The sequence below is a fragment of the Gardnerella sp. DNF00476 genome, from assembly GCF_049262735.1.
GTDB lineage: Bacteria > Actinomycetota > Actinomycetes > Actinomycetales > Bifidobacteriaceae > Bifidobacterium > Bifidobacterium vaginale.
In genome coordinates, this window is sequence record NZ_CP058401.1 from 738,920 (window position 1) to 761,589 (window position 22,670).

Sequence of the window (22,670 nt, forward strand, 5' to 3'; positions counted from 1 at the left end):
TATGATTTTTAATTGGCAGCATGATATAGAATAAAACACAGATTTAAACAGAAATGAGGAAAAATGAAAGTTGAAGTTAATTCCGCTTCTTTTGCTGATGCAGTAGCTTGGACAACTAGAGTCATAGATTCTAGACCAGCTAATCCTATTCTTGCAGGACTAAAACTAGAAGCAAAAGATGGAATTCTTCAACTTTCTGCTTTTAACTATCAGCTCTCTAGCAGACATCATGTTGAAGCTGGAATAGATGAGCAGGGTAGTGTACTCGTATTAGGCAAATTGATGGCAGATATAACTAAATCTTTACCATCAGAAAAAACCTATTTATCCTCTAATGAAACTACTCTTACTATTTCTTCTGGAAAATCAACTTTCACACTCCAACTAATGCCTGAAGGAGAATATCCTGATTTACCACAAATTCCTGAAAAACTTGGTCAGGTAGATGCTCCTACTTTTGTTCAGGCAGTAGTACAAGCTTCTGTGGCTGTTTCAAGAGAAGAAGATAGACCTGTTTTGACTGGAATTCATGCTCATTTTGAAGATGATTCTGTTACTTTCACTGCTACAGACAGATATCGTCTTGCAAGATCAACTTTTAAGTGGACACCAGAACATTCTGACATAAATACTTCTACTCTAATCAAAGGAAGCATTCTTAGAGATATTTCTCGATCAATAGATGAACATCAAAATGTTATTGTAAACCTAAATGATAAAGAACCATCTATTCTTGGTTTTGAAAATTCTGGTAGAGTAAGTACTTCTCAACTAATTGATGGAGAATTTCCTTCTGTAGATCGACTTTTTGTTGATGAATATCCTATTCATGCAATTATTAATCGAACAATGCTTATTAATGCTATTAAGCGAGTTGCACTTGTTGCAGAAAAAGATGCTCCTATTTACATGTCTTTCTCTGGGGATGAATTAACTTTGAGTGCTGGAAATGATTCAGAATCTCAAGCAAAAGAACTTATAGATATAGACATGGACGGTCAAGATATTATAGTTGCTTTTAATCCTAATTATTTAATTGAAGGTTTAAGCGCTATAAGCGAGCCATTTGTTCATGCAAAAATCACATCTGCAGTTAAGCCTGTTGAATTTAATGGTCAGCAGGAAGCTGATGGCGATGAGTCTATGAATTACAGATATCTTGTTGTTCCAATGCATCCTTAAAGATAAATAAATGTATGTTTCAAGACTTGTACTAGATCATTTTCGTTCTTGGAGTAGTTGTGTATTAGACTTTTCTCCAAAAATTAATGTTCTATTTGGCTCAAATGGTTTAGGTAAAACTAATATTGTTGAAGCTATAGAAGTTATATCTACTGGAACAAGTCATAGAATATCATCTTTGATGCCACTGATAGAGTGCAATAACAGTTGTGCTACCATACGACTTAATACTAAAAATTTTGATAATAATGATTTAGATGAAACTACATATGAGCTTACGATTAATTCAAAAGGAGCTAACAGAGCAAGAATTAATAGTGGAAAATCATTGTATATGAAGGACATAATTGGATTAGTTAAATCCATTTCTTTCACTCCAAGAGATCAAAATTTGATTTTTTCAGATCCTAATATTCGTAGGACTTTTATAGATCAAGCTGGAGCACTATTAATACCAAATTATTTACAAGTTTTACAAGAATATAATCATATTGCAAAACAACGTGCATATCTTCTTAAAAGTCTATCTAATAATAATTTAGCTAGTTCAACAAATGGATATAATCCTATATCTGATTTGGAAATATGGACGGGTAAATTCATTGAATCAGGAATAATTCTTACAAAAAATCGAAAAAAAATAATAAATTTGTTAAATGAAATTTTTCCTAAAATAGTAGATAAACTTTCCCGATCTTCTAATTTTGCTTCGATACAATATAATCCGTCTTTTGAAGAGTTAGAAGTTGAATCAAAAGAAGATTATTTTCCGCAAAAAGCTATAAGCGAGCATTTTCAACGAATTTATGCTGGGGAAGTTGCTAGAGGATACAACCTAATAGGTCCTCATAGAGATGATTTTACAATATTAATAAATAATCATCCTGCAAAAGAATTTGCTTCTAATGGTGAATCATGGACTCTAGCATTAGCTTTAAAAATGGCTTTATTTAAGACTTTAGAAGAAAAAAATAATCAAAAACCAATAGTTATTTTGGATGATGTTTTTTCACAATTAGATGAATCTAGAAGAAAACAAATTTTAGAGTTTGCAAAAGAACAAGAACAAGTTTTTATTACAGTTGCATCCTTAAGTGATATACCAAAAGATGAGAATCTTTCAGAAGAATCATTTATTGATATATCTAAAATAGTAGAAAAAAATAATAATCAAGATGAAAATTTCTTTAATAATAATCTTGACTCTAATCATAAAGATCTACTAAAAGATATTATTAATAATCGAAAAAATAATATCGAGAATAATTCTAATAGTTAAGGGGAAAATAATGAAAATTCCCGTAAATAAATTATTAAAATTAGACACTAGAAAGCTTCCTGAGATTGTTTTTTCTCCTATAGAAAAAAGGGGAGAAAAGAAAACAATAAACGAGCAAAATGCTTATAAATCTTGGGAAAGTTTTGGAAAACCTGGTAGGGATCCACAAAATCTGTATTCGTTGCTAGGTAATTTTGCTAATAAAAAACATTGGAATGAGCCGCTTGCTATAGCAAGAATGCGAGAAGATTGGTGGAAAATAGTTGGTAAAAGTGCATCTTTAAATTGTTATATAGATCAAATAAAAGACGGTATTTTAATAGTTAGAACAAAATCAAACGTTTGGTATACACAACTTAGCTACTGCAAACCTATGCTTGAGAAAAAAATATTTGAATATTCAAAAAATATTAATATTAAAGAAGTCAAAATAGTTGGTCCATCTTTGCAAAAAACAGGCAAAAAATCAATAAATAGTAGGTTTAATATTAAGAATCACTAATAACGGCTCTTAATAAAGAGCGGTCATTATGCATGTGTAGAATGTTATGTAATATAGTTAAATCGCTAGAAACCCCTTTTTTGTGCTTTCTAGCGTGTATCGACCTCGTAAATGCCTCTTGGCATGAGGTAATACGGGAAGGGATCTAAAGTGTTAAACACTGAAGATAATTCAATGGAAAATTCTGTTGAAGAACATAAACTCGATGACGCTCAGCTTGATGATTCACTTTCTCCTGAACATTATGATGCTAGCGATCTTCGCGTTCTCGAAGGATTAGAAGCAGTTCGAATCAGACCAGGTATGTACATTGGTTCAACTGGTCCAAGAGGCTTACACCACCTTGTATACGAGATTGTAGATAATTCGGTTGATGAGGCTTTGGCTGGTTATGCTTCTCACATTGAAGTGACAATATTGCCAGACAATGCAATAAAAGTTGTAGATGATGGTAGAGGCATTCCAGTTGACGAAGTACCAGGAGAAGGCGTTTCTGGTGTTGAAACAGTTATGACTAAGCTTCACGCTGGCGGAAAGTTTGGCGGCGGCGGATACGCTGTTTCTGGCGGCTTGCACGGCGTTGGTATATCTGTTGTTAATGCTCTTTCTACGCGTGTAGAAATTGAAGTTCGTCGTCAAGGATTCCATTGGACTCAAACGTATGTAGATCAACATCCAACTGCTCCTCTTAAAAAAGGTCAGCCAATGGAAGATGGTGAATCTACGGGAACTTCTGTAACGTTCTGGCCAGATGGCGCAATTTTTGAAACAACTACGTACGATTTTGAAACTTTGCGATCTAGATTCCAGCAAATGGCTTTTCTTAACAAGGGATTGAAGATTTCTCTAACTGATTTGCGTAAACCCGATGAAGCAGGGGATGAAGTCACTGGAGAAAATGAATCAATTAGCGAAGAAAAGCATCAAAGCGTTAGCTACAAGTATGATCACGGAATTAAAGATTATGTTGACTACTTGGTTAAATCGCGTAAAGCTGTTCCAGTAGAGCCAGATGTTATTGATTTTGAGGCAGAAGATCTTGAGATTGGTATTTCTGCAGAAATCGCTATGCAATGGACTGTTGCATATTCGGAAGCAGTTCATACTTTTGCAAACACGATTTCTACTACAGAAGGTGGAACTCACGAAGAAGGATTCCGTGCTGCTCTTACATCTCTTGTAAATCGTTATGCTCGAGAAAAGAACATATTAAAAGAAAAAGATACCAATCTTTCTGGTGATGATGTTCGAGAAGGCTTAACAGCAGTTGTTTCGGTAAAGCTTACAACTCCACAGTTTGAAGGTCAGACTAAAACAAAGCTTGGTAATTCCGAAGCTAAGACTTTTGTTCAGCGAGTTATGACCGAAAAGCTTGGAGATTGGTTCGACGCTCATCCAAGTGAAGCAAAGAACATTATTCAAAAAGCAATTGAAGCATCGCGTGCGCGTCTTGCAGCTAAGAAAGCTCGCGAAAATACTCGTCGCAAGTCGATTTTTGAAACTGCTGGAATGCCAGATAAATTGAAGGATTGCCAGTCTAATAATCCAGAAGAATGCGAGCTGTTTATAGTGGAGGGTGATTCCGCAGGTGGCTCAGCAATTCAAGGACGAGACCCTATTACTCAAGCAATTTTGCCATTGCGCGGTAAGATTTTGAATACTGAGCGCGCATCAATCGACAGAATGATGAAGTCGGAAACTATTGAATCATTAATTACTGCTGTTGGTGGCGGTTACGGTGAAGACTTCGACTTAAGCAAAGTTAGATATCACAAAGTCATTATTATGGCTGATGCTGATGTTGATGGTGCTCATATTGCAACATTGAATTTAACACTGTTCTTCCGTTATATGCGTCCAATGATTACAGCAGGCTACGTTTACGTTGCAATGCCTCCGCTTTATCGTTTGAAGTGGAGCAAGGGTGCGCATGATTTTGTTTATACGGATGCAGAACGAGACAGAGTTCTTGCAGAAGGTAAAGCTGCAGGCAGACAACTTCCTAAAGGCGAAGGCATTCAGCGATACAAGGGCTTGGGTGAGATGAGCTATCAGGAATTGTGGGAAACAACAATGGACCCTGAGCACAGAATCCTAAAGCAAATTCATATTGAAGATGCTGCTCGAGCTGATGAAACTTTCTCAATGCTTATGGGAGACGAAGTGGAACCTCGTAGGCTCTTTATTCAACGTAATGCTCACGATGCAAGATTTATTGACGCTTAAAAAGTCAAAAAATTGTCAATAAAAGCATTTAAAGCAAATAAACTTAAAGCTAAATAAAAAGGAATTACAGTGGTAGACGAAATAAATGCCGCTAATAATAGCGAAGAGCCAAATCAGTTGCCTGATGGTTCAATGGAACCACAAAGCCCGCAAGAAGCAGATAGTACTGATTATGGCTTAATGAAAGGTGCTCGCGTAAAGCACATGGATTTGCAACAAGAGATGCGCGAATCCTACCTTGCTTATGCACTTTCTGTTATTGTTGAGCGAGCTTTGCCAGATGTTCGAGATGGCTTAAAACCAGTGCATCGTCGCGTTATTTACGCTATGTATGATGGCGGATATAGGCCAGATCGAGGGTACAACAAGTGCTCTCGCGTTGTTGGCGATGTTATGGGTAAGTACCACCCTCATGGTGATTCTGCTATTTACGACACTTTGGTTCGTATGGCTCAATCTTGGTCAATGCGATACATGCTTGTTGATGGCCAAGGAAACTTTGGTTCCCCAGGTGACGATCCTGCAGCAGCAATGCGTTATACGGAATGCCGCATGGCGCCTCTTGCTATGGAAATGGTTCGAGATATTGACAAAGATACTGTTGATTTCTTACCAAACTACGATGGTAAAACTCAAGAGCCAACAGTTTTACCATCTCGTTTCCCGAATCTTTTAGTTAATGGTTCTGCAGGTATTGCTGTTGGTATGGCAACTAATATTCCGCCTCATAATATGCGTGAGGTTGCCGATGGCGTACATTGGGCTTTAGATCACCCAGATGCTAGTAATTCCGAGCTTCTTGAAGCTTTAATTCAGCGAATTAAAGGTCCTGATTTTCCTACTGGAGCAACAATCTTAGGTCATAAGGGAATTGAGCAAGCGTACCGTACGGGTCGCGGCTTAATTACAATGCGCGCTGTTGTTAATACAGAGGAAATTAAGGGTCGTATGTGCTTGGTTGTTACTGAGCTTCCATACCAAGTTAATCCTGATCGTTTAGCTGCTTCTATTAGAGAAGCTGTGCGAGATGGAAAGATTCAAGGCATTGCAGATATGCGCGATGAAACGTCTGGCCGTACTGGTCAGCGTTTGGTTCTTGTTCTTAAGCGAGATGCTGTTCCAAAAGTTGTTTTGAACAACTTGTATAAGCATTCGCAATTGCAACAAACTTTCGGCGCTAATATGCTTGCGCTTGTTGATGGTGTGCCGCGCACTTTGAGTTTAGACGCGTTTATTCGTCATTGGGTAAGTCATCAGCTTGAAGTTATTGATAGGCGTACACGCTACTTAAAGCGAGAGGCCGAAGAGCGAGATCATATTTTGCAAGGCTATTTGAAAGCTTTGGATATGATTGACGAAGTTGTTGCATTAATCAGATCTTCTAAAGATGTTGAAACAGCTCGCACTGGTTTGATGAATTTGCTTGACGTTGATGAAGTTCAAGCAGATGCTATTCTTGCAATGCAACTTCGTAGACTTGCAGCTTTGGAACGTCAAAAGATTCTCGACGAGCATGAAGAATTAATGCGCAAGATTGAAGATTATAACGATATTCTTGCAAGCCCAGAACGTCAGCGCAAGATTGTTGGCGATGAGCTTGACGAAATCGTAGCAAAATATGGCGATGAGCGCAGAACTAAGATTCTTCCATTCTCGGGAGAAATGAATGTTGAAGATCTTATTGCCGAAGAAAACGTTGTTGTAACAGTTACTCGCGCAGGCTATATTAAGCGTACAAAAGCAGACGAGTATCGCGCTCAGCACCGCGGAGGTAAGGGTATTAAGGGAGCAAAGCTTCGTGAAGATGATGTTGTAGATCACTTCTTCTTAACATCTACTCACAATTGGCTTTTGTTCTTTACTAATCGCGGACGCGTTTACCGCATTAAAGCATATGAGCTTCCAGAAGGATCAAGAGATTCTAAAGGTCAGCATGTTGCAAATCTTCTTCAGTTTACTCCTGGAGAAACAATTCAAGCGGTATTGTCAATTCAAAATTATGATGTAGCAAAGTATTTGGTATTGGCAACTCGTTCTGGAAAAGTTAAGAAAACTGCTTTGCAAGAATATGATTCTCCACGTCAAGGTGGCTTGATTGCTGTTCGACTAATGGCAAACGAAGAAACTGGGGAGCCAACAGACGAGCTGATTGGTGCAGCTTTGTGCAACCCAGAAGACGACATTATTCTTGTTTCTAAACTTGGTATGAGCCTTAAGTTTAGAGCAGATGATGAGCAACTTCGACCAATGGGCCGTCAAACTGCAGGCGTTCAAGGCATGAGATTTAGAGAAGGCGACGAACTGCTGGATATGGATGTTGTGTCGGTAGATACAAGCAAAGATCTTCTTGTTGTTACAAACGAAGGATTTGCTAAGCGTACAGCTATTGAAGAGTATCGTTTGCAAGGAAGAAACGGCTACGGTGTTAAAGCGGTACAGCTTACAGAAGGCCGCGGTTCTTTGGTTGGTGCTTTGATTGTTGAAGAAACAGATCAAGTAATGGCAATTATGAAGTCTGGTAAAGTGATTCGTTCCGACGTTAACGAAGTTAAGCGCACAGGTAGAACCACTCAAGGCGTGACTTTAGCAAAGCCAGATAAGGGTGATGAAATCATCTCGATTGCTCGAAACGAGGAAAGAGATGATGATGAAACTCAAAATGAAGAATCATCAGAAAAAACTATTGGAAGGAACTTAGATGAGTGAAGATTTTGAAGCATCCAATAGCAAAGTTAGTGGAGAATCTAATACTAGTTCTCCAAGAACAGTAGGTGCAACAGCTAGTTTTGAATCTAATGGTTATACCAAGAGAAAAACTAGTCAGCCGCGTGCTAGAAGAATGAGTCTTTCCTTAGTTAGGGTAGATGCGTGGTCTGTTGCAAAAGTTACTTTTCTTCTTAGCGTAGCTGGAGGAATAATTCAAGTAATTGCAGCAGGATTAGTTTGGCTATTTCTAAACATGGTTGGTGTCTTTGATCAAGTAACTCAGATTGTTTCGTCAACAGGTTTGAATAGCAACGGTTTTAATCTTGCTGATGTATTCTCTCTTCCAACAATTTTAAGTGCTGTAACAATTCTTTCTGTTGTGGAAATAGTTATTTTAACACTACTTTCTGCAATTGGTGCTTTGCTATATAACGTTGTTGGTTCATTAGTTGGTGGAATCCATCTAACTCTTGGCGATGATTAAAATAAGTGATTTAAAATAAAATAATCAAAAATTCCCCCGTTAATCTTATTTAGACTAGCGGGGGAATTTTTAAATTAAAATCAAAGCATTTTTACTTAGAAACAGAATCTCTAATATCTTCCAATACTTTAATCATTTTTTCTTCACGTTCCTTGCGTTTTTCTTCATCTGTTTTTTCTTTTTCAATATTTAAGAAATTAACACCCATTTCTCTCAATTTATTAATAGGCAAAACTATGAAAAAGTAAACAGCTACAGCAATAATAAGGAAATTTAATACAGATCCAATAACAGCACCAAACGAAATAGTTGCACCATTTATTGTTATTGTTAGAACACCATCTAAATCTGGTTTTCCACAAATTATTGCTATAAGAGGATTAATAATATTTTTAACTATTGAATTAACAACTGCTGTAACAGCACCGCCCATAACAACACCGACTGCCATGTCGATAACGCTGCCACGAGCAATAAATTTTTTAAAACCATTAAACATTGTTTATTTACCTTTATCTTTTTAATATTTTTCTATTAATAAAACTACTGTTTTTAAAGAAATCAAGATTATACATAACTAATATTGGATACATTATTGCAGAAGTTATAACGTCAGTAGGGAAGTGAGCTGCAACAACAAGCCTAGAAAGAGCCACTATTACAACAACAACAATGCTTATTATCAAGCCAAGTTTTAACAATGATTTATTAGATACATAAAGAATCATAAGAATCATAGCGCAAATCGCAACAGCTGCTGCAGTATGACCACTTGGAAAACTTGGATCTGGTGGAAGTTTAACCTTTACTCCAATAAAAGGCCTAGGTCTATGAACTATGAATTTAATTGCAAAAATATAAACCATAGGCAAAAGAGAAATAACAAGTTGAGTAAGAGTTATACGCCAATTTCTTTTAAGAAAGTAAGAAATAATGCATAAAATAAAAAGTATAACTATGCAACATTTTGTAGAAAAAATTATTGCGAGAATCTTTGAAATAGACATTATGAAAGATGGGGAATAATTGTGGAAAAATGCAACTATGCCTGTTTCTAAAGATCTTTCCTCACTCATAACAAGCAGCCCTTTACCAATGCAAGGGATTAAAATGGCAAGAAGTAAAACAATAGAAGACTTTTTATTATTTACTATTTTTTGCCAAAAGTCATAAAACTGATTTTTTTGATTCATAGTTAAAGATTACACTTAGAAATATATATGATAAATATGTATTATGAGTATACGTGTTTATTTATTTAAATGGATGATTTGATGGATGATTTTGTAATATAAAAGAATATTGATTAAAACAAGTATTAATATACGAATGTAATAAGTTGAACACCGTACGAGGTGACGAGTAATATGAGGAAAAGATAGAAAGGGTTTACAATGAGCATGCTTGACCGACTTGAGAAGAGCGTTGAAGGTGCAATGAACGGGGTCTTCGCAAAATTCGGCTCTAAAGACTTGCAGCCTGTTGATCTTTCCAGTGCATTAGAGCGAGAGATTGATAATCAATCTATGCCAATTGATCGCGATCGTACAGTTGCTCCGAATGAATATCATTTTAAACTTAGTACGCCAGATTTTGATCAGCTTGGTAGTGAAGCTTTAGCTAACGAGCTTGCAGATAATCTTACACAATATGCAAAAAGCCAGCATTATGCATTTGTTGGGCCTGTTGCAGTTATTTTTGAAGAAGACACAGATCTTGCTAAAGGTAATTTCAATTTGATTTCTGACTCTGTTCCAGGAAATGCTGTTCCTGTAACAACTCAAGAGCAGTCAGAAAATCATCCAATGCTTGAAATTAATGGAAATAGATATTTGTTAACAAAGGATCGCACTATATTAGGCAGAGGATCTGGCTGCGATATTGTTATTGACGATCCTGGTATTTCTCGTCGACATCTTGGAATAGATATTACGCCTGATGGTGTTATTGCTAGAGATCTTGGTTCTACTAATGGAACTTATGTTGAAGGACATCAAACTCCAGCAGCAACACTTTTAGATGGAAATACTATAACTATCGGACGTACTCGTATTTTCTATTGGGCTTCATCACAAGATCAGGAGTAATAGACGAATATATAAAGAGATACGAGTACGCGCATGATATTAACCGAGTTAACTTTTGCTATACTTAAGTACAGTTTCTTAGTACTTTTGTGGGTATTCGTGTGGTTTGCTGTTCGTTCTCTTCGTAGAGATATTGAGATTTTTAGTCCTAAAAAGTCTCGTTCTTTTAAGAATAAGTATCGTCGTAAGCCAAGTAATTCAAGTAGCGAAAATAATCAAAATAATATAGTTTCTAGGAATGAAGAATCTAATAAACTTTCAGAAAATCCTACTTTACTTGTTATTATTGATGGTCCTTTGGCTGGATCATCCTTCCCTCTTGAACCATCTGGTGTAACTCTTGGAAGATCAGCAAACAATACTGTAGTTTTAAATGACGAATTTGTATCGTCTCATCATGCTCGTGTTTATTTTAATCAATCTGTAAAATCTTGGGTACTCGAAGATTTGGGCAGTACTAATGGAACTATGATTGGTCATAATAGAGTTAATGAACCAGTCGTTTTGCAACCACGCACTTCTGTGCGAATTGGCGCAACAATGTTTGAATTGAGGTGATTATATGACACAATTAGATTCAGACATTGATAGTAGAAATTCCGATACTGTATATAATTCTTTAAATAATAAAAACACTAATCGAGATAAAGAAAATAATTTTAATAAAGCTTCATTTATTGATAAAGCGTTGTTTATGTATTCCACGGCTGTTAGTGATGTTGGTACAGTTCGTAGTAATAATCAAGACTCAGCGTTCGCAGGAGAGCGTTTAGCATCTATTTGTGACGGTATGGGTGGCCATGCTGGTGGAGATACGGCGTCCACTATTGCAATAAGATCTTTAGCTCATATTGAGCAGGATTCAAGACCAAATGATGTAAAAGCTGTTTCTTCTATGATGGAAACGTCAATTATGGCAGCTCACGACGCGATTGTTGGAAAAGCTAAGCGTGAAAGACGTCTTGCTGGCATGGGAACGACAGTAACAGCTGTTTCTTTAGTAAACGGATACTGGGTTCTTGCGCATTTAGGTGATTCTAGAGCCTACTTGTTGCGAGATAATCATCTTATAAGAATGACTTGTGACCATAGTTATGTTCAACATTTAATTGATACTGGTCATATTACTCCAGAAGAAGCAAGAAATCATCCGCAACGCAATGTTGTTATGCGAGTATTGGGTGATTTTGATATTGATCCACGCCCAGATATGGCAATTCGATTAGCTCATCCTTCAGATCGCTGGTTGCTTTGTTCAGATGGAGTATGTGGAGTATTAGAAGATTCCACTATTCAAGAAGTTATGAGCAGTGTATCTAATCAAGAAGAATGTGCTCAAAAACTTGTTTCAATGGCTCTTAAAGCTGGAAGTACTGATAATGCCACAGCTGTTATTGCAGATGCGACTTTGGCACTAGACGCAGATGCTTTTGATTTACCTCACCAAACACCATTGATTGGCGGTGCTGCAAGTAAGGATTTGGAATCGATAGCAGATATTGTTAATAAGGCAGTATCTTCCACACCAGTGTTGCGAGAAGGTAAAAATTCACCTGCTCAAAGAGCCGCTGCTCTTATACAAGATGGTGAAAAGTCGAGTGAAAAAGATGTTGAAAAAGTTGAAACAACTCGTTTAGTTCAGCCTTCTCACTTAAGAAATGAAGAAGAACTTAGGTCTACAGATACAAATGAGATTCCTATTGTAAAAAAGAAGAATGGAAGAATCTCAACTGATCCTAGAGATCCAGATGTTGCTAGAGCTGTAAAAAGAGAACAAGCTGAAGCACATAAAGCAAATAAGATTAGAAAAAGATGGATGAGAATAGGAGTTGCTTTCGCAATACTTGTAATATGCTCTATTGTTGCTTCTGGGGCATATCTTGTATATTCGTGGACTCAAAAGCAGTATTACATTGGTAAAGGTAACGATAGAGTAGTTATTTACCAAGGTGTTCCTACAAATATTTTTGGTTTAGAACTTTCTCATCAGATCGAAGAAACAGATATTAGAGTAAAAAAACTAGATAAATCTTGGCAAGATCAACTCGATGAAGGAATAAGTTTTAGCAGTCTTAAAGAAGCTAGAGGACACGCAAAATTAATAAGACGTGAAATGCGTGCTAGAGAAATTGAAAAACACAGTAATAAACAAAAAAGCGCTAAATCTAGTTTAGACGATAAAGATGGCAATAATAGTGGAGTTGTAAATTCAGACTCTGATTCAGGGGGTAAAACCTCATGAATATGTTGAGTATTAGAATTAAACAAATTTCTCTACTTCTGTTTTCCATAATTATATCTTCATTAGCATTTTTGCAGATGTTTTTGAGGATTAATGGATATATTCCAGCAGATTATATTGGAATGCTTACTTTTACAACAGCCTTATACTTGGTTCTATGGGGAGTTTTAATAGTAAAAAAACCTTATTGTAGTCAAGTTATATTGCCATGTATGCTTCTGCTTACAACTATCGGCACAGTAATGATTGCTAGGATAGATAAACAGCACAATACAGATATTGCTATGAAACAGCTTATATGGGTTTGTGTTGCTCTTGTTTTGTCAATAATTTTTGTGCTTGTTCTTGAAGATTACAGAATACTTAGACGTTTTTCGTATGTAAGCATGATAATAGGTTTTATATTGTTACTATCTCCAATGCTTCCTATAGTTGGTAAGGAAATTGGCGGAGCAAGAATATGGATTGGTTTTGGTAACCACACTCTTCAACCTGGAGAATTTGCAAAGTTATTCTTAGCATTCTTCTTTGCAGCATATTTGTTTGACCATAGAGACAGGCTTGCTGTTGGCGGAAAAAAGATTTTAGGCGTGCATCTTCCGCGATTTAAAGACATGGGTCCTATTGCACTTGTTTGGGCTGCATCAATGTGCGTTCTTGTTGTACAACATGATTTAGGAACATCTTTAATGTTCTTCGCAATGTTTGTTTCTATGTTGTATGTTGCTACAGGCAGAAAAGGTTGGCTTGCAATTGGATTTATAGCATTCATGATTGGATGCTTTGTAGCTGTTAAATTATTTGCTCACGTGCAGTATAGAGTAGATGCTTGGCTTAATCCGTATGATCCAGTTATTTACAATAGATTCCCAGGTGGTTCTGCTCAGATTGTTACAGGATTATTTGGATTGGCAGCTGGTGGTGTTACAGGAACAGGATTAGGGCAAGGTCACCCATCTTTGACACCTCTTGCTAATTCTGATTTTATTTACGCTTCAGTGGGTGAAGAATTAGGATTGACTGGGTTGTTCATAGTATTAATGCTTTACTTGATTATTATTGCTTCTGGTATGATAACGGCAATGAAAATCAAGGATGGTTTTGGAAAACTCCTTGCATCTGGTTTAGTTTTTACAATGGCTTTCCAAGTTTTTACTGTTGTTGGAGGTATTACTCTTGTAATTCCTTTAACTGGTTTAACAATGCCATATATGGCTGCTGGAGGATCATCATTAGTGGCAAATTATTTGCTTGCTGCTATTTTGATTGTTATCTCTAATGCTGCAAATAAGCCTGAAACTGCTGTTATGTCTGATACTTTCCAATACGAAGCTTTAGCTGCATTAAGAGAACGAGAACTTAGGGAGAGAGAAAATAAAGCCTCTGATCTTAAAGAAGATGGAGGTGAAAGTTATGAATAAATGTTTAAAAGAGCTTTTTACTGCAGTAATAATATTATTCGTAATACTTTGTGTTTCTAGTACTTATATAACTTCTATAAAAGCAAACGAGTTAAATTCAGATCCTAGAAATAGACGAGCACTATACCATGAATTTGGGTCTCCTAGAGGAGCAATACTTGCGTCTGATGGAACAGTATTAGCAAAATCTGATCCATCTAAAGATGCTTTTGTTTATCAGCGCTCATATTTCAATGGTGAAGTTTATGCTCCGATTACAGGATATTATTCAATAAGTCAAAGAGCTGATAGAGGAATAGAAGCGTCAAGGAATGAGCTTTTAAGTGGACAGTCAGATGCTTTATTCCTTCAAAAGTTTAAGTCATTGTTTACTGGAGCAGAAAATAGGGGTGCTTCAATAGAAACATCTATTAACACTAAGCTTCAGACTCTTGCATATAATCTACTAAAAAATAAAGAAGGTGCTTTAGTTGCTATAGAGCCAAAAACTGGACGAATACTAGCAATGGTTAGCACTCCAAGTTACAATCCTTCCCTTCTTGCTTCTCACAATATTTCTTCTGTAAATAGGTCTTACAAGGATCTTATATCTAATATTTATAATCCGATGCTTAATCGTTCCATTTCTGAACTGTATGCACCGGGATCTACTTTAAAAACACTTATTGCTGCTGCAGCGTTAGAATCTGGAAAATATGATTTAAATACTCAGATTCCAGCTGGATCAAGCTACACTCTTCCTGGAACTCGAACACATTTAACAAATGTTGTTGTTCCCGCAAATGGAGTTAACGGACAAATATCATTTGAAGATGCCTTAGCTTATTCTTCAAATACTGCTTTTGCGCAGTTAGGAATATCGTTAGGGTCTGACGCAATAATAAAGCAAGCTAAGAAATTTGGATTCTTTAGCTCATTTACTTTAGATGGATCAGATTCAACTGGTTTCCCTATGAGAGTAGTAACATCATTACTTTCTACTAAACCATCTCAAGATAAATTAGCTCTAGAATCTATAGGTCAAGGAGATGCAAAGATTACTACGCTTCAAAATGCTATGATTGCGTCGGCTATAGCTAATAATGGAACTCTTATGAAACCAACTTTGGTTGATTGCGTAAGATCTAGTGATTTGTCTGTTATATCGCAAACAAGTCCTACTGTTATGAGCCAAGCTATTAGTGCACAGACAGCTGCAAAACTTAATAGTATGATGCAAAGTGTAGTAGTTAAAGAAAATTCAAATCTTTCTCTACCAAATATCCATGTTGCAGCAAAAACTGGAACAGCGCAGATTGGTGTAAAAAATCAGTCTGCAAATGGGTGGGTAATTGGATTTGCCCCAGCAGAAGACCCTAAAATAGCTATAGCAGTAGTAGTTCATAATGCGAACACATATGGAACTTATACTGCAGGACCTATTATGAAGCAGGTGATGAAGGAGGCTCTTAAGCAATGAAACTTGTTGAAGGACAGTTAGTTCATCATCGATATAGGTTAGATAGACGTCTTGCACAAGGCGGTATGGGCGAAGTATGGAAAGGTTTTGACATACAGCTTGGCAGAATTGTAGCAATTAAAGCTCTTAGAACAGACACTAACAATGTTGAAGCTAAATTGCGTAGACTTCGCGCAGAAGCACATAATTCAGCCAATTTAGCGCATCCTAATATTGCGGCATTATTTGATTATTATGAGCATGATGGTATTGGCTTCCTGATTATGGAGTATGTGCCTAGTAAATCTTTAGCAGATTTGTATCATAAAGAAAAAACTGTGGAACCAACTCGTTTGCTTCCTATTCTTATTCAAACAGCTAGAGGTCTTTTTGTAGCTCATTCTCATGGTGTTATACACAGAGACGTTAAACCAGCAAACATTATGGTTTCTGATACTGGAAGTGTAAAAATAACAGATTTTGGTGTTTCTTATTCTAGTGATCAAGAACAAATAACTCAGGATGGAATGGTAGTAGGAACGGCTCAATATATTTCTCCAGAACAAGCTCAAGGAGAACAAGCTACTGCTCAATCTGACATATATTCTCTCGGAATTGTTGCTTACGAAGGACTTTGTGGACACAGACCATTTACTGGAGCTACGCCTGTAGATATTGCAGCAGCTCATGTTAACGATCCTGTTCCACCTCTTCCAGATAGTGTTGATATCCAATTAAGACAGTTTGTAATGTCAATGCTTTCTAAAAATCCAAAAGACAGACCTAAAGATGCTCTAGTAGTGTCAAAAGTTCTTTCGAAAATAGAAAGAAGACTTTTAGATCAACAAACAGCATTTAATAATAAAAACTCAGTACCTTCTTCCGCTGTTCAGCGTCCTGCTCGTAGCGTGAGAAGTGTTCCAAAAACTCAAGTGAATATTATTAACATTTTAAACAATAACAACCGCAAGGAGCAGCAATGAGTAACACAATGCCTACCTCATTAGCGAATGGACGGTATCAATTAGGTGAATTAATTGGTCGTGGCGGAATGGCCGAGGTGAGAATCGCAGAAGATAAACGTCTTGGTCGTACTGTTGCGGTTAAAATTATGCGTTCTGATCTGGCAAATGATGAGATTTTCTTATCTAGATTCCGCAGAGAGGCACATTCAATTGCTCAGATGAACAATCCTAACATAGTTAATATTTATGATTCTGGAGAAGAATCTGTAGAAGATGACAATGGTGTAGAAGAGCATCTGCCATATCTTGTTATGGAATATGTTAAGGGTAAAACTTTACGCGATATTCTTAAAATGAATGGTGCTTTGAGTCAAAGAGATTCTGAACAAGTTATGCTCGGAGTTCTTAATGCTCTTGAGTATTCGCACAGAATGGGTGTGATTCATAGGGATATTAAGCCTGGAAATATTATGATTTCCGAGCAGGGCATCGTCAAAGTTATGGATTTTGGAATCGCTAGGGCATTGGACGATTCTGCAACAACAATGACACAATCACAGGGTGTGGTTGGAACTGCTCAATACTTGTCTCCTGAACAGGCTCGTGGAGAACAAGTAGATATGAGATCTGACTTATATTCTGCTGGCTGTGTTTTATATGAGATGCTAACTGGTAGACCTCCTTTTACAGGTGATTCAGCTGTTGCAATTGCGTATCAGCATGTGTCTGAGGTTGCAACGCCATTAAGTACGCTTGTTCCTGGTCTTCCTGTTATGTGGGATAAGATTTGTGCCAAAGCAATGGCGAAGGACCGCCAGAATAGGTATGCAACTGCCGCAGAATTTAAAAATGACATATTGGCTTTTATGAATGGTGGTGTTCCTGTTGCTGCAGCATTTAATCCTCTGACGGATTTGGCTAATATGCGTGCTAGAAAGCAGGCTGAGCAGAATGCTGCAACACAAGCAATGAACAATGCTGATACCGCATCAACCCAAAGCTTTGGTGCTATTACAGGTCAATTTGAGCCTTATACTCAAAATACTGGTTATAACACTAGAGCAGCGCAGCTTGCAGCTAATAGAGCAAAAAGAAGCAAGAGAATTGTTATTACTTCCGTTATATCTGCTGTAGTTTGCGCAATTATTGTTGCTGGAATTTTATTTGTTTTGAATCGCAGTAAACTTGCTGGAGAAGTTGTAGTTCCTACATTTACAGAAACAACAACGCAGGATGCCGCTCGCGAAAAGTTGCGAGCTCTTGGTCTTATCCCAGATATTTTGGAAGATGATAAATCTTCTCAACCAGAAGGAACTTTTACAAAACAGCTTCCTAAAGGTGGAGCTAAAGTTTCTTCAGGATCTAGAGTAAGCGTATGGTTCTCTGTAGGTCCACAGTCTACTAAGATTCCAGATGTTACTGGTAAATCGCAAGATGTAGCACGTAAAGCTCTTGAACGTGCTGGATTTAAGATATCTAATGTTCGTGTAGAAGATAGCACGGAAGTTAAGAAGAATCATGTTACTCGTACAGATCCTTCTGCAGATTCGTTTGCAGACAAGGGGTCTGTGGTTACCTTATACATTTCTTCTGGTCTTACAAAGATCCCTGATGGTTTAGTTGGACAATCTAAGGATGTTGTAACAAGCGAATTGCAAAATCTTGGTTTTACTGTAAATGTTGTTGAGGAAGAATCTGATACTGCATCTGAAGGAACTGTGACCAAGATGAACCCATCTTCTGGTGCTGCAGTAAAGCCTCATAGCTCTGTAACAGTATATGTTTCTAAAGGAAAGCCTAAAGTTGAAGTTCCTCGTTTGGCTGTTGGCACTGTAACTTTCAAGCAGGCTAAACAAGTATTGGAAGCAAAAGGCTTTAAGGTTGTTGCATCTGATGCATCAGCTAAAGATGATGACATAGTTACTGGAATGTCTGAAAAAGAAGGAACAAAGATTGACAAAGGTTCAACAATCACTTTGACTGTGAAATCTGCTACTCCTCCATCGGACCTTACAAAGCCAGGTACGGGATTAGATTTGAATAAACCTTCTACTGAAGCCCCATCTACATCTACTACAACAACAGATACAGGTTTGTAAAAAGCAAAGCATAAAGCCAGTAAGTTTAATAAGCTTACTGGCTTTTTATATTAATTAAATGCATATGTTAATTAAGTGCATGCTTAATGTCCACGTGTTTTAGTTAGTTTTTGTACATAAACCAAAAGTAGATTATCTAATCTTATACGAAAAAATCAGGGTTAAGAAATCATCCTAACCCTGATTTTTATTATTTATTAATCTTATCTACTTACTTATTATCTACTTACCCTTTAGTAAGGCGTTGCTGTGTATGCAGACATTTCTCTTAAGAATGGTATATTTGCCGAAACAAACGGGTATACCCATTGCATAAGTATCATAATGCATATTAGGTAGATAATTAAGGAGAGAATTAATCTCACTGGAAGAATTCCAGGCTGTAGCCTCATAAGTCCGCCAAAGATGCTGAATTCAGGCTTTGGCTTTAGACCTGCTTTAATCTCGCGTCTTAACGGCCACTGCCATGCAATAGCTCCAGCAGCAAAGATAATCAAATAAACTATTAGCGCGCCGATCATAAGCGGAACAAGCGAATCGAGATGAGAGATCAAAGATTGTTGCTCGTTATTAACAAACTTAACTTTTCCGTTTTCGTCTAAAGTAGAAAGCTCTTTTGGAATACCGTCAGAAACTTTAGCCCAATAATCAAGCTCGCCAAAGCTAACAAAGCGGAACTTAGGTGTAGAGAACTTAGGTTCGCATGTAATAATGGTGATCATGCGTTTCTTTGGCTCTTTACTATGGTTTATTGGATCTGGGTCAAGAACTTCAACCTGTTCTGGTCTAACAATCTTGTGAGTAATGTATTTGTAAACGAACCAATAATCTTTAGTTCGAAGAATAATAGAATCTCCTTTTTGGAACCTATCAACATCCGCAAGAGGTTGACCATAACCATTGCGGTGACCAATAATTGTAATGTTTCCGATTTCTCCAGGCAACTCAGTTTTAGGATAATGACCTAATCCTCGACGATTAAGTATCTCCATATCTACACCTTCAATAACATTACGCTCCCATTGATCACCGAAGCGTGGAATATAGATTCGTGCTAGAAGATCTCCGTGTTTGACGCCCTGTAATTTAGGAGGATTGTCTACTTGAGGAAGAGCAATTTTTGTTTTAGGACCAGCAGCAGGGTTTGTCCAAGAAACAGATTGACGTGTTTCAACTTGTATATGTTCAGCTTGTGCACCCGTCCACCACATCTGCCAGACAATATACAGTGCACAAATAACAGCGAAAGAAATAAGAAGTTCTCCTACAACACCAACTGCTTGCCAGATAATACTGGTTTTGCCGTGTTTAGTTTCGCTACGTTCGTGCATATTGTTAGAACGCTTCATGTTACTCCTTTATTGCCTGTTGGAATGGTGTTGTGGCGAAATATTACTACTAATAAAATCGGCATCTTTTGGAACCGAAGCATATCGTAGCGGCTGTAAAAGTGCAGAAGATTCTGCGAATTTTAGATTACTCTTTTTTTCCACTTTCCATCCCAACCCAAAACCGCTGACATAGTCTTTATATGTTCGAATTGCTGGAGAGTCATCCAGCGCATCTACCATGTCTTCGATTGAGCCAATAGCAGATATTCTATACGGTGGCGAGTACTGATGACCTTGTAGCATAAGCACATTTCCGATACAAACAACAGCAGAATTGAATAGTATGCGTTGGTCTTGGATTGTTATTGCCTCTGCTCCACCTCTCCAAAGGGCATTTACCACCGCTTCTATGTCTTGTTGGTGTATTACGTAGTCATTTATGTTTGCGGAGCTTCCAGACCCGTTTACGGCTGTTTTCCACAGTGGTGAATCGTTTAGTGTAACACTAATTCCAGGTCCCTGTATTGCTGGGAGTATTGTGCTAGCACCAGTGTCGTCGGAAGAATCTGCATCATTTGTATTATTCGTTAAAGTTTTGTTTAGAAGATTTACCTGTGAATCTAGCTCTTTAACATCTTCTCTTAAGCTTTTTGCTCTTTGAGAATTTCTTTCTACCATCTGACCGGTGTCTGATGTAACAAACGCTGTACGATTAATACGCAAGTTAGTAATAAATAAATATCCTGTAAAAGAGATAGCTAATGCCACAGCAATGCTTCCCAACAGCGATTTTTTAGCGCTGTGTTTACCTGTTTGTCTAGCCATAGCATCCAGTCTTCTTATTGCGTTCGAGTGTAACTATTATTATAGCGTGTAGCCGATTGATTGGAGAGTTACTGTTATGGCTGACGAAGAATTAAACACATTGAATGCTGCTTCATCTGCCGATGCTGGCGAAGCAAAAGAATCTTCTAAAGAAGATTTGTATGGCGTGCCTATGGAGCAGGTTGAAGCTGTGCTGAATGCGACTGCGGACAAAGATTCTTTGTCTCCGCAGATACAGCGAATGATGAAGCGTCAAGAAGAAAATACTCGTAGAGTTGAAGAGTCAATTAAAGGAACAAAGGCTAATGCTGGTTGGTTTGTTCCGCTTTTCTGCACGCTTATGATTGTTGGTTTGTTCTGGGCGGTTGTTTACTACCTGAATCCTTCTCTACCAATTCCTGGAATTGGAGCATTTAATCTTTTGATTGCAGCATGCTTGGTTATGGCTGGATTCTTAATGACAATGTGCTGGAGATAAAAAGTTAATAGAACTTTTTAAATCTTGATTAATGGCTGCGTGCATGAGTGCGCAGCCATTAATTTATTTATTGTATATTATCTGTTTATCTGTTACTTGACTTGCTCTAATAATTACGTGCTGGTTTTTACTATCCGTAGTAGACAGAATTCTAGTTGTACCACCATCTTTTAATTTAAGTTTTTTCTTCAAATCATTAACACTAATTGGAAAATTGTACGTGGCTATATTCGCGTACTCTAAGTCTGAAATAATTTGCTTGATTTCTTTTTTATTCATGCTGCAGACTCCTTCTATTTTCCAAATTTTTCCAGGAAAATCAGAGTTACAATTTTCTGAAATAAAAATGTGGCTGTTGCTTGCGATTTGATAAACACCATATTTTTGTACTAAGAGATTGAAACATCCTGCTTTCATAATAGATGCGTTTGGCTCATAAACATATTTAGCTAAATTTCTCCAATTTTCCATAACATTTGTGACATTATTTGAAATCTCGTAAGATTCTTCAACCTTGTGTAAAGACGAATCATATTTTGCGCAAAAAACAGTAATATTTTCATTGTTAACGCAATGAATCTCAATAATGTTATGTAAATTTGCGTCCAATACTAAAAGTAATTCTTTGCATTCATTGTTGTGAGAAATTATGTGTACCTGACTAACGTTTCCGTTAAAATCACATATAGCTTTTCTCCAATCAAGCATTGGGGATAGTTTTATAATCACAAATTTTGAAGCATCTAGCATCTGTGACTTTAGGTTTATAACATTCGGAGTGCAATCTTCTATAGCGTATGTTCTGGATCCTTTTTGGTCGCGTCTTGCGGGATCAATGTAAATAATGGTAGCTGAATTTACGTTATTTAATACTTCAGAGCTTGTGCAATTTACGCAATGAACATTTTTTAATCCCATTACAATCATATTGTGCTGGCTAATAGCAGATAATTCTTCTTGTTTTTCTGCGCAAATAGATTCACTGAATTCTTTGCTCATTATTGCGCAATCTACGCCAAATCCGCCAGTTAAATCAATTAGTGTAGTGTTAGACTTGTTTAAGTTATTATCTTTTATAAGATTATGAACTATCTGCGCCTTATATTGCGCGGTTGCTTGCGATGAACATTGTTCCATCGAAATGTGAGCTGGATATATTACTTTTTTATTCATATACCAATTAGGCAGTTTTGTTTTTGCAATCTGTTTTCCGCTTATTTGATTAACGGCAAATAAAACATTGATTTTGGGATTATTAGATGCTTTTAAAGCAGCATCTTTAGGGTTAGCATCTTGATTTTCCTTAATAAAATCAAGTGTTTCTTGGCTTTGTGGATTTAGATGTTTTGGATGATTGAATTTAGATTGCATAATTTTATTTCTTATTAAGATTGGAGAAAATCAC

The 22,670-nt window shown here is 37.0% G+C and carries 19 protein-coding genes; 14 read left to right on the plus strand and 5 right to left on the minus strand.

The genetic code is table 11. The features are described 5' to 3' along the window. Window positions 1-63 precede the first annotated feature (63 nt). From dnaN to HXT25_RS03055, 6 genes are all read left to right on the plus strand, one after another. Window positions 64-1,182, plus strand: coding sequence for a DNA polymerase III subunit beta (gene dnaN, locus HXT25_RS03030; RefSeq protein ID WP_004114027.1), 1,119 nt, complete (start codon window positions 64-66; stop codon window positions 1,180-1,182). Between the two features lie 10 nt (window positions 1,183-1,192). Beyond that, window positions 1,193-2,461: a DNA replication/repair protein RecF gene (recF, locus tag HXT25_RS03035; protein ID WP_004573603.1), complete on the plus strand. Its 1,269-nt coding sequence runs from the start codon at window positions 1,193-1,195 to the stop codon at window positions 2,459-2,461. A 10-nt stretch (window positions 2,462-2,471) separates the two neighbouring features. Next, window positions 2,472-2,963 carry a DciA family protein gene (locus HXT25_RS03040; RefSeq protein WP_020759664.1) on the plus strand — a complete coding sequence of 164 codons (492 nt, stop codon included), beginning with the start codon at window positions 2,472-2,474 and terminating at the stop codon, window positions 2,961-2,963. A gap of 150 nt (window positions 2,964-3,113) precedes the next feature. After that, window positions 3,114-5,189 (plus strand): DNA topoisomerase (ATP-hydrolyzing) subunit B, encoded by a 2,076-nt coding sequence (gene gyrB / locus HXT25_RS03045; protein ID WP_004131183.1) that lies wholly within the window; start codon window positions 3,114-3,116, stop codon window positions 5,187-5,189. A gap of 69 nt (window positions 5,190-5,258) precedes the next feature. After that, window positions 5,259-7,895 carry a DNA gyrase subunit A gene (gene gyrA / locus HXT25_RS03050; protein WP_016801861.1) on the plus strand — a complete coding sequence of 879 codons (2,637 nt, stop codon included), beginning with the start codon at window positions 5,259-5,261 and terminating at the stop codon, window positions 7,893-7,895. Beyond that, window positions 7,888-8,379, plus strand: a complete 492-nt coding sequence (locus HXT25_RS03055) for a DUF3566 domain-containing protein (RefSeq protein WP_422118651.1) — start codon at window positions 7,888-7,890, stop codon at window positions 8,377-8,379. The genes gyrA and HXT25_RS03055 overlap by 8 nt, the downstream gene beginning before the upstream one ends. A 91-nt stretch (window positions 8,380-8,470) precedes the next feature. On the opposite strand, the gene mscL is transcribed toward HXT25_RS03055, so the two are convergent. Together mscL and HXT25_RS03065 are read right to left on the minus strand one after the other, a co-directional pair. Then, window positions 8,471-8,878 (minus strand): large conductance mechanosensitive channel protein MscL, encoded by a 408-nt coding sequence (gene mscL, locus HXT25_RS03060; RefSeq protein WP_004114018.1) that lies wholly within the window; start codon window positions 8,876-8,878, stop codon window positions 8,471-8,473. Between the two features lie 13 nt (window positions 8,879-8,891). After that, the gene (locus HXT25_RS03065) at window positions 8,892-9,572 is read right to left on the minus strand and encodes a phosphatase PAP2 family protein (protein WP_116436968.1); all 681 of its coding nucleotides are present in this window, start codon (window positions 9,570-9,572) and stop codon (window positions 8,892-8,894) included. Window positions 9,573-9,773: 201 nt separating this feature from the next. Between HXT25_RS03065 and HXT25_RS03070 the strand changes: the two genes are divergently transcribed. From HXT25_RS03070 to pknB, 7 genes are read left to right on the plus strand one after another with little or no spacing between them, the layout of a single operon-like run. Beyond that, entirely contained in the window at window positions 9,774-10,466 is a 693-nt protein-coding gene (locus tag HXT25_RS03070) for an FhaA domain-containing protein (RefSeq protein ID WP_004114015.1), read from the plus strand. A gap of 33 nt (window positions 10,467-10,499) precedes the next feature. After that, entirely contained in the window at window positions 10,500-11,024 is a 525-nt protein-coding gene (locus HXT25_RS03075) for an FHA domain-containing protein FhaB/FipA (protein ID WP_004114013.1), read from the plus strand. A gap of 4 nt (window positions 11,025-11,028) precedes the next feature. Beyond that, window positions 11,029-12,708, plus strand: a complete 1,680-nt coding sequence (locus tag HXT25_RS03080; protein ID WP_004114012.1) for a PP2C family protein-serine/threonine phosphatase — start codon at window positions 11,029-11,031, stop codon at window positions 12,706-12,708. Then, window positions 12,705-14,129, plus strand: coding sequence for an FtsW/RodA/SpoVE family cell cycle protein (locus HXT25_RS03085; protein ID WP_004573602.1), 1,425 nt, complete (start codon window positions 12,705-12,707; stop codon window positions 14,127-14,129). Before HXT25_RS03080 ends, HXT25_RS03085 begins: the two co-directional genes overlap by 4 nt. Then, entirely contained in the window at window positions 14,122-15,588 is a 1,467-nt protein-coding gene (locus tag HXT25_RS03090; protein WP_004114007.1) for a peptidoglycan D,D-transpeptidase FtsI family protein, read from the plus strand. Before HXT25_RS03085 ends, HXT25_RS03090 begins: the two co-directional genes overlap by 8 nt. After that, window positions 15,585-16,550 (plus strand): serine/threonine-protein kinase, encoded by a 966-nt coding sequence (locus tag HXT25_RS03095; RefSeq protein ID WP_048730955.1) that lies wholly within the window; start codon window positions 15,585-15,587, stop codon window positions 16,548-16,550. The genes HXT25_RS03090 and HXT25_RS03095 overlap by 4 nt, the downstream gene beginning before the upstream one ends. After that, window positions 16,547-18,631, plus strand: a complete 2,085-nt coding sequence (gene pknB, locus HXT25_RS03100) for a Stk1 family PASTA domain-containing Ser/Thr kinase (RefSeq protein WP_064623418.1) — start codon at window positions 16,547-16,549, stop codon at window positions 18,629-18,631. Before HXT25_RS03095 ends, pknB begins: the two co-directional genes overlap by 4 nt. A gap of 233 nt (window positions 18,632-18,864) precedes the next feature. Here pknB and HXT25_RS03105 read toward each other — a convergent pair whose 3' ends face one another. Together HXT25_RS03105 and HXT25_RS03110 are read right to left on the minus strand one after the other, a co-directional pair. Then, complete coding sequence (locus tag HXT25_RS03105) at window positions 18,865-19,980, minus strand: class E sortase (RefSeq protein WP_004114002.1); 1,116 nt, start codon at window positions 19,978-19,980, stop codon at window positions 18,865-18,867. 9 nt (window positions 19,981-19,989) lie between these two features. Continuing rightward, the gene (locus HXT25_RS03110) at window positions 19,990-20,787 is read right to left on the minus strand and encodes a DUF881 domain-containing protein (protein WP_004113998.1); all 798 of its coding nucleotides are present in this window, start codon (window positions 20,785-20,787) and stop codon (window positions 19,990-19,992) included. Between the two features lie 76 nt (window positions 20,788-20,863). Here HXT25_RS03110 and crgA point away from each other — a divergent pair, with 76 nt between their 5' ends. Next, window positions 20,864-21,265, plus strand: coding sequence for a cell division protein CrgA (gene crgA / locus HXT25_RS03115; protein WP_004113997.1), 402 nt, complete (start codon window positions 20,864-20,866; stop codon window positions 21,263-21,265). A 63-nt stretch (window positions 21,266-21,328) separates the two neighbouring features. On the opposite strand, the gene HXT25_RS03120 is transcribed toward crgA, so the two are convergent. After that, the gene (locus HXT25_RS03120) at window positions 21,329-22,636 is read right to left on the minus strand and encodes a THUMP-like domain-containing protein (RefSeq protein WP_422118652.1); all 1,308 of its coding nucleotides are present in this window, start codon (window positions 22,634-22,636) and stop codon (window positions 21,329-21,331) included. Window positions 22,637-22,670: the final 34 nt, after the last annotated feature.

Bases quoted from the DNA above. Each gene is read 5' to 3' on its own strand.
- dnaN (WP_004114027.1), top strand. From the start codon at position 64: ATGAAAGTTGAAGTTAATTCCGCTTCTTTTGCTGATGCAGTAGCTTGG.
- recF (WP_004573603.1), top strand. From the start codon at position 1,193: ATGTATGTTTCAAGACTTGTACTAGATCATTTTCGTTCTTGGAGTAGT.
- HXT25_RS03040 (WP_020759664.1), top strand. From the start codon at position 2,472: ATGAAAATTCCCGTAAATAAATTATTAAAATTAGACACTAGAAAGCTT.
- HXT25_RS03055 (WP_422118651.1), top strand. From the start codon at position 7,888: ATGAGTGAAGATTTTGAAGCATCCAATAGCAAAGTTAGTGGAGAATCT.
- mscL (WP_004114018.1), bottom strand. From the start codon at position 8,878: ATGTTTAATGGTTTTAAAAAATTTATTGCTCGTGGCAGCGTTATCGAC.
- HXT25_RS03065 (WP_116436968.1), bottom strand. From the start codon at position 9,572: ATGAATCAAAAAAATCAGTTTTATGACTTTTGGCAAAAAATAGTAAAT.
- HXT25_RS03070 (WP_004114015.1), top strand. From the start codon at position 9,774: ATGAGCATGCTTGACCGACTTGAGAAGAGCGTTGAAGGTGCAATGAAC.
- HXT25_RS03075 (WP_004114013.1), top strand. From the start codon at position 10,500: ATGATATTAACCGAGTTAACTTTTGCTATACTTAAGTACAGTTTCTTA.
- HXT25_RS03080 (WP_004114012.1), top strand. From the start codon at position 11,029: ATGACACAATTAGATTCAGACATTGATAGTAGAAATTCCGATACTGTA.
- HXT25_RS03085 (WP_004573602.1), top strand. From the start codon at position 12,705: ATGAATATGTTGAGTATTAGAATTAAACAAATTTCTCTACTTCTGTTT.
- HXT25_RS03090 (WP_004114007.1), top strand. From the start codon at position 14,122: ATGAATAAATGTTTAAAAGAGCTTTTTACTGCAGTAATAATATTATTC.
- HXT25_RS03095 (WP_048730955.1), top strand. From the start codon at position 15,585: ATGAAACTTGTTGAAGGACAGTTAGTTCATCATCGATATAGGTTAGAT.
- pknB (WP_064623418.1), top strand. From the start codon at position 16,547: ATGAGTAACACAATGCCTACCTCATTAGCGAATGGACGGTATCAATTA.
- HXT25_RS03105 (WP_004114002.1), bottom strand. From the start codon at position 19,980: ATGAAGCGTTCTAACAATATGCACGAACGTAGCGAAACTAAACACGGC.
- HXT25_RS03110 (WP_004113998.1), bottom strand. From the start codon at position 20,787: ATGGCTAGACAAACAGGTAAACACAGCGCTAAAAAATCGCTGTTGGGA.
- crgA (WP_004113997.1), top strand. From the start codon at position 20,864: ATGGCTGACGAAGAATTAAACACATTGAATGCTGCTTCATCTGCCGAT.
- HXT25_RS03120 (WP_422118652.1), bottom strand. From the start codon at position 22,636: ATGCAATCTAAATTCAATCATCCAAAACATCTAAATCCACAAAGCCAA.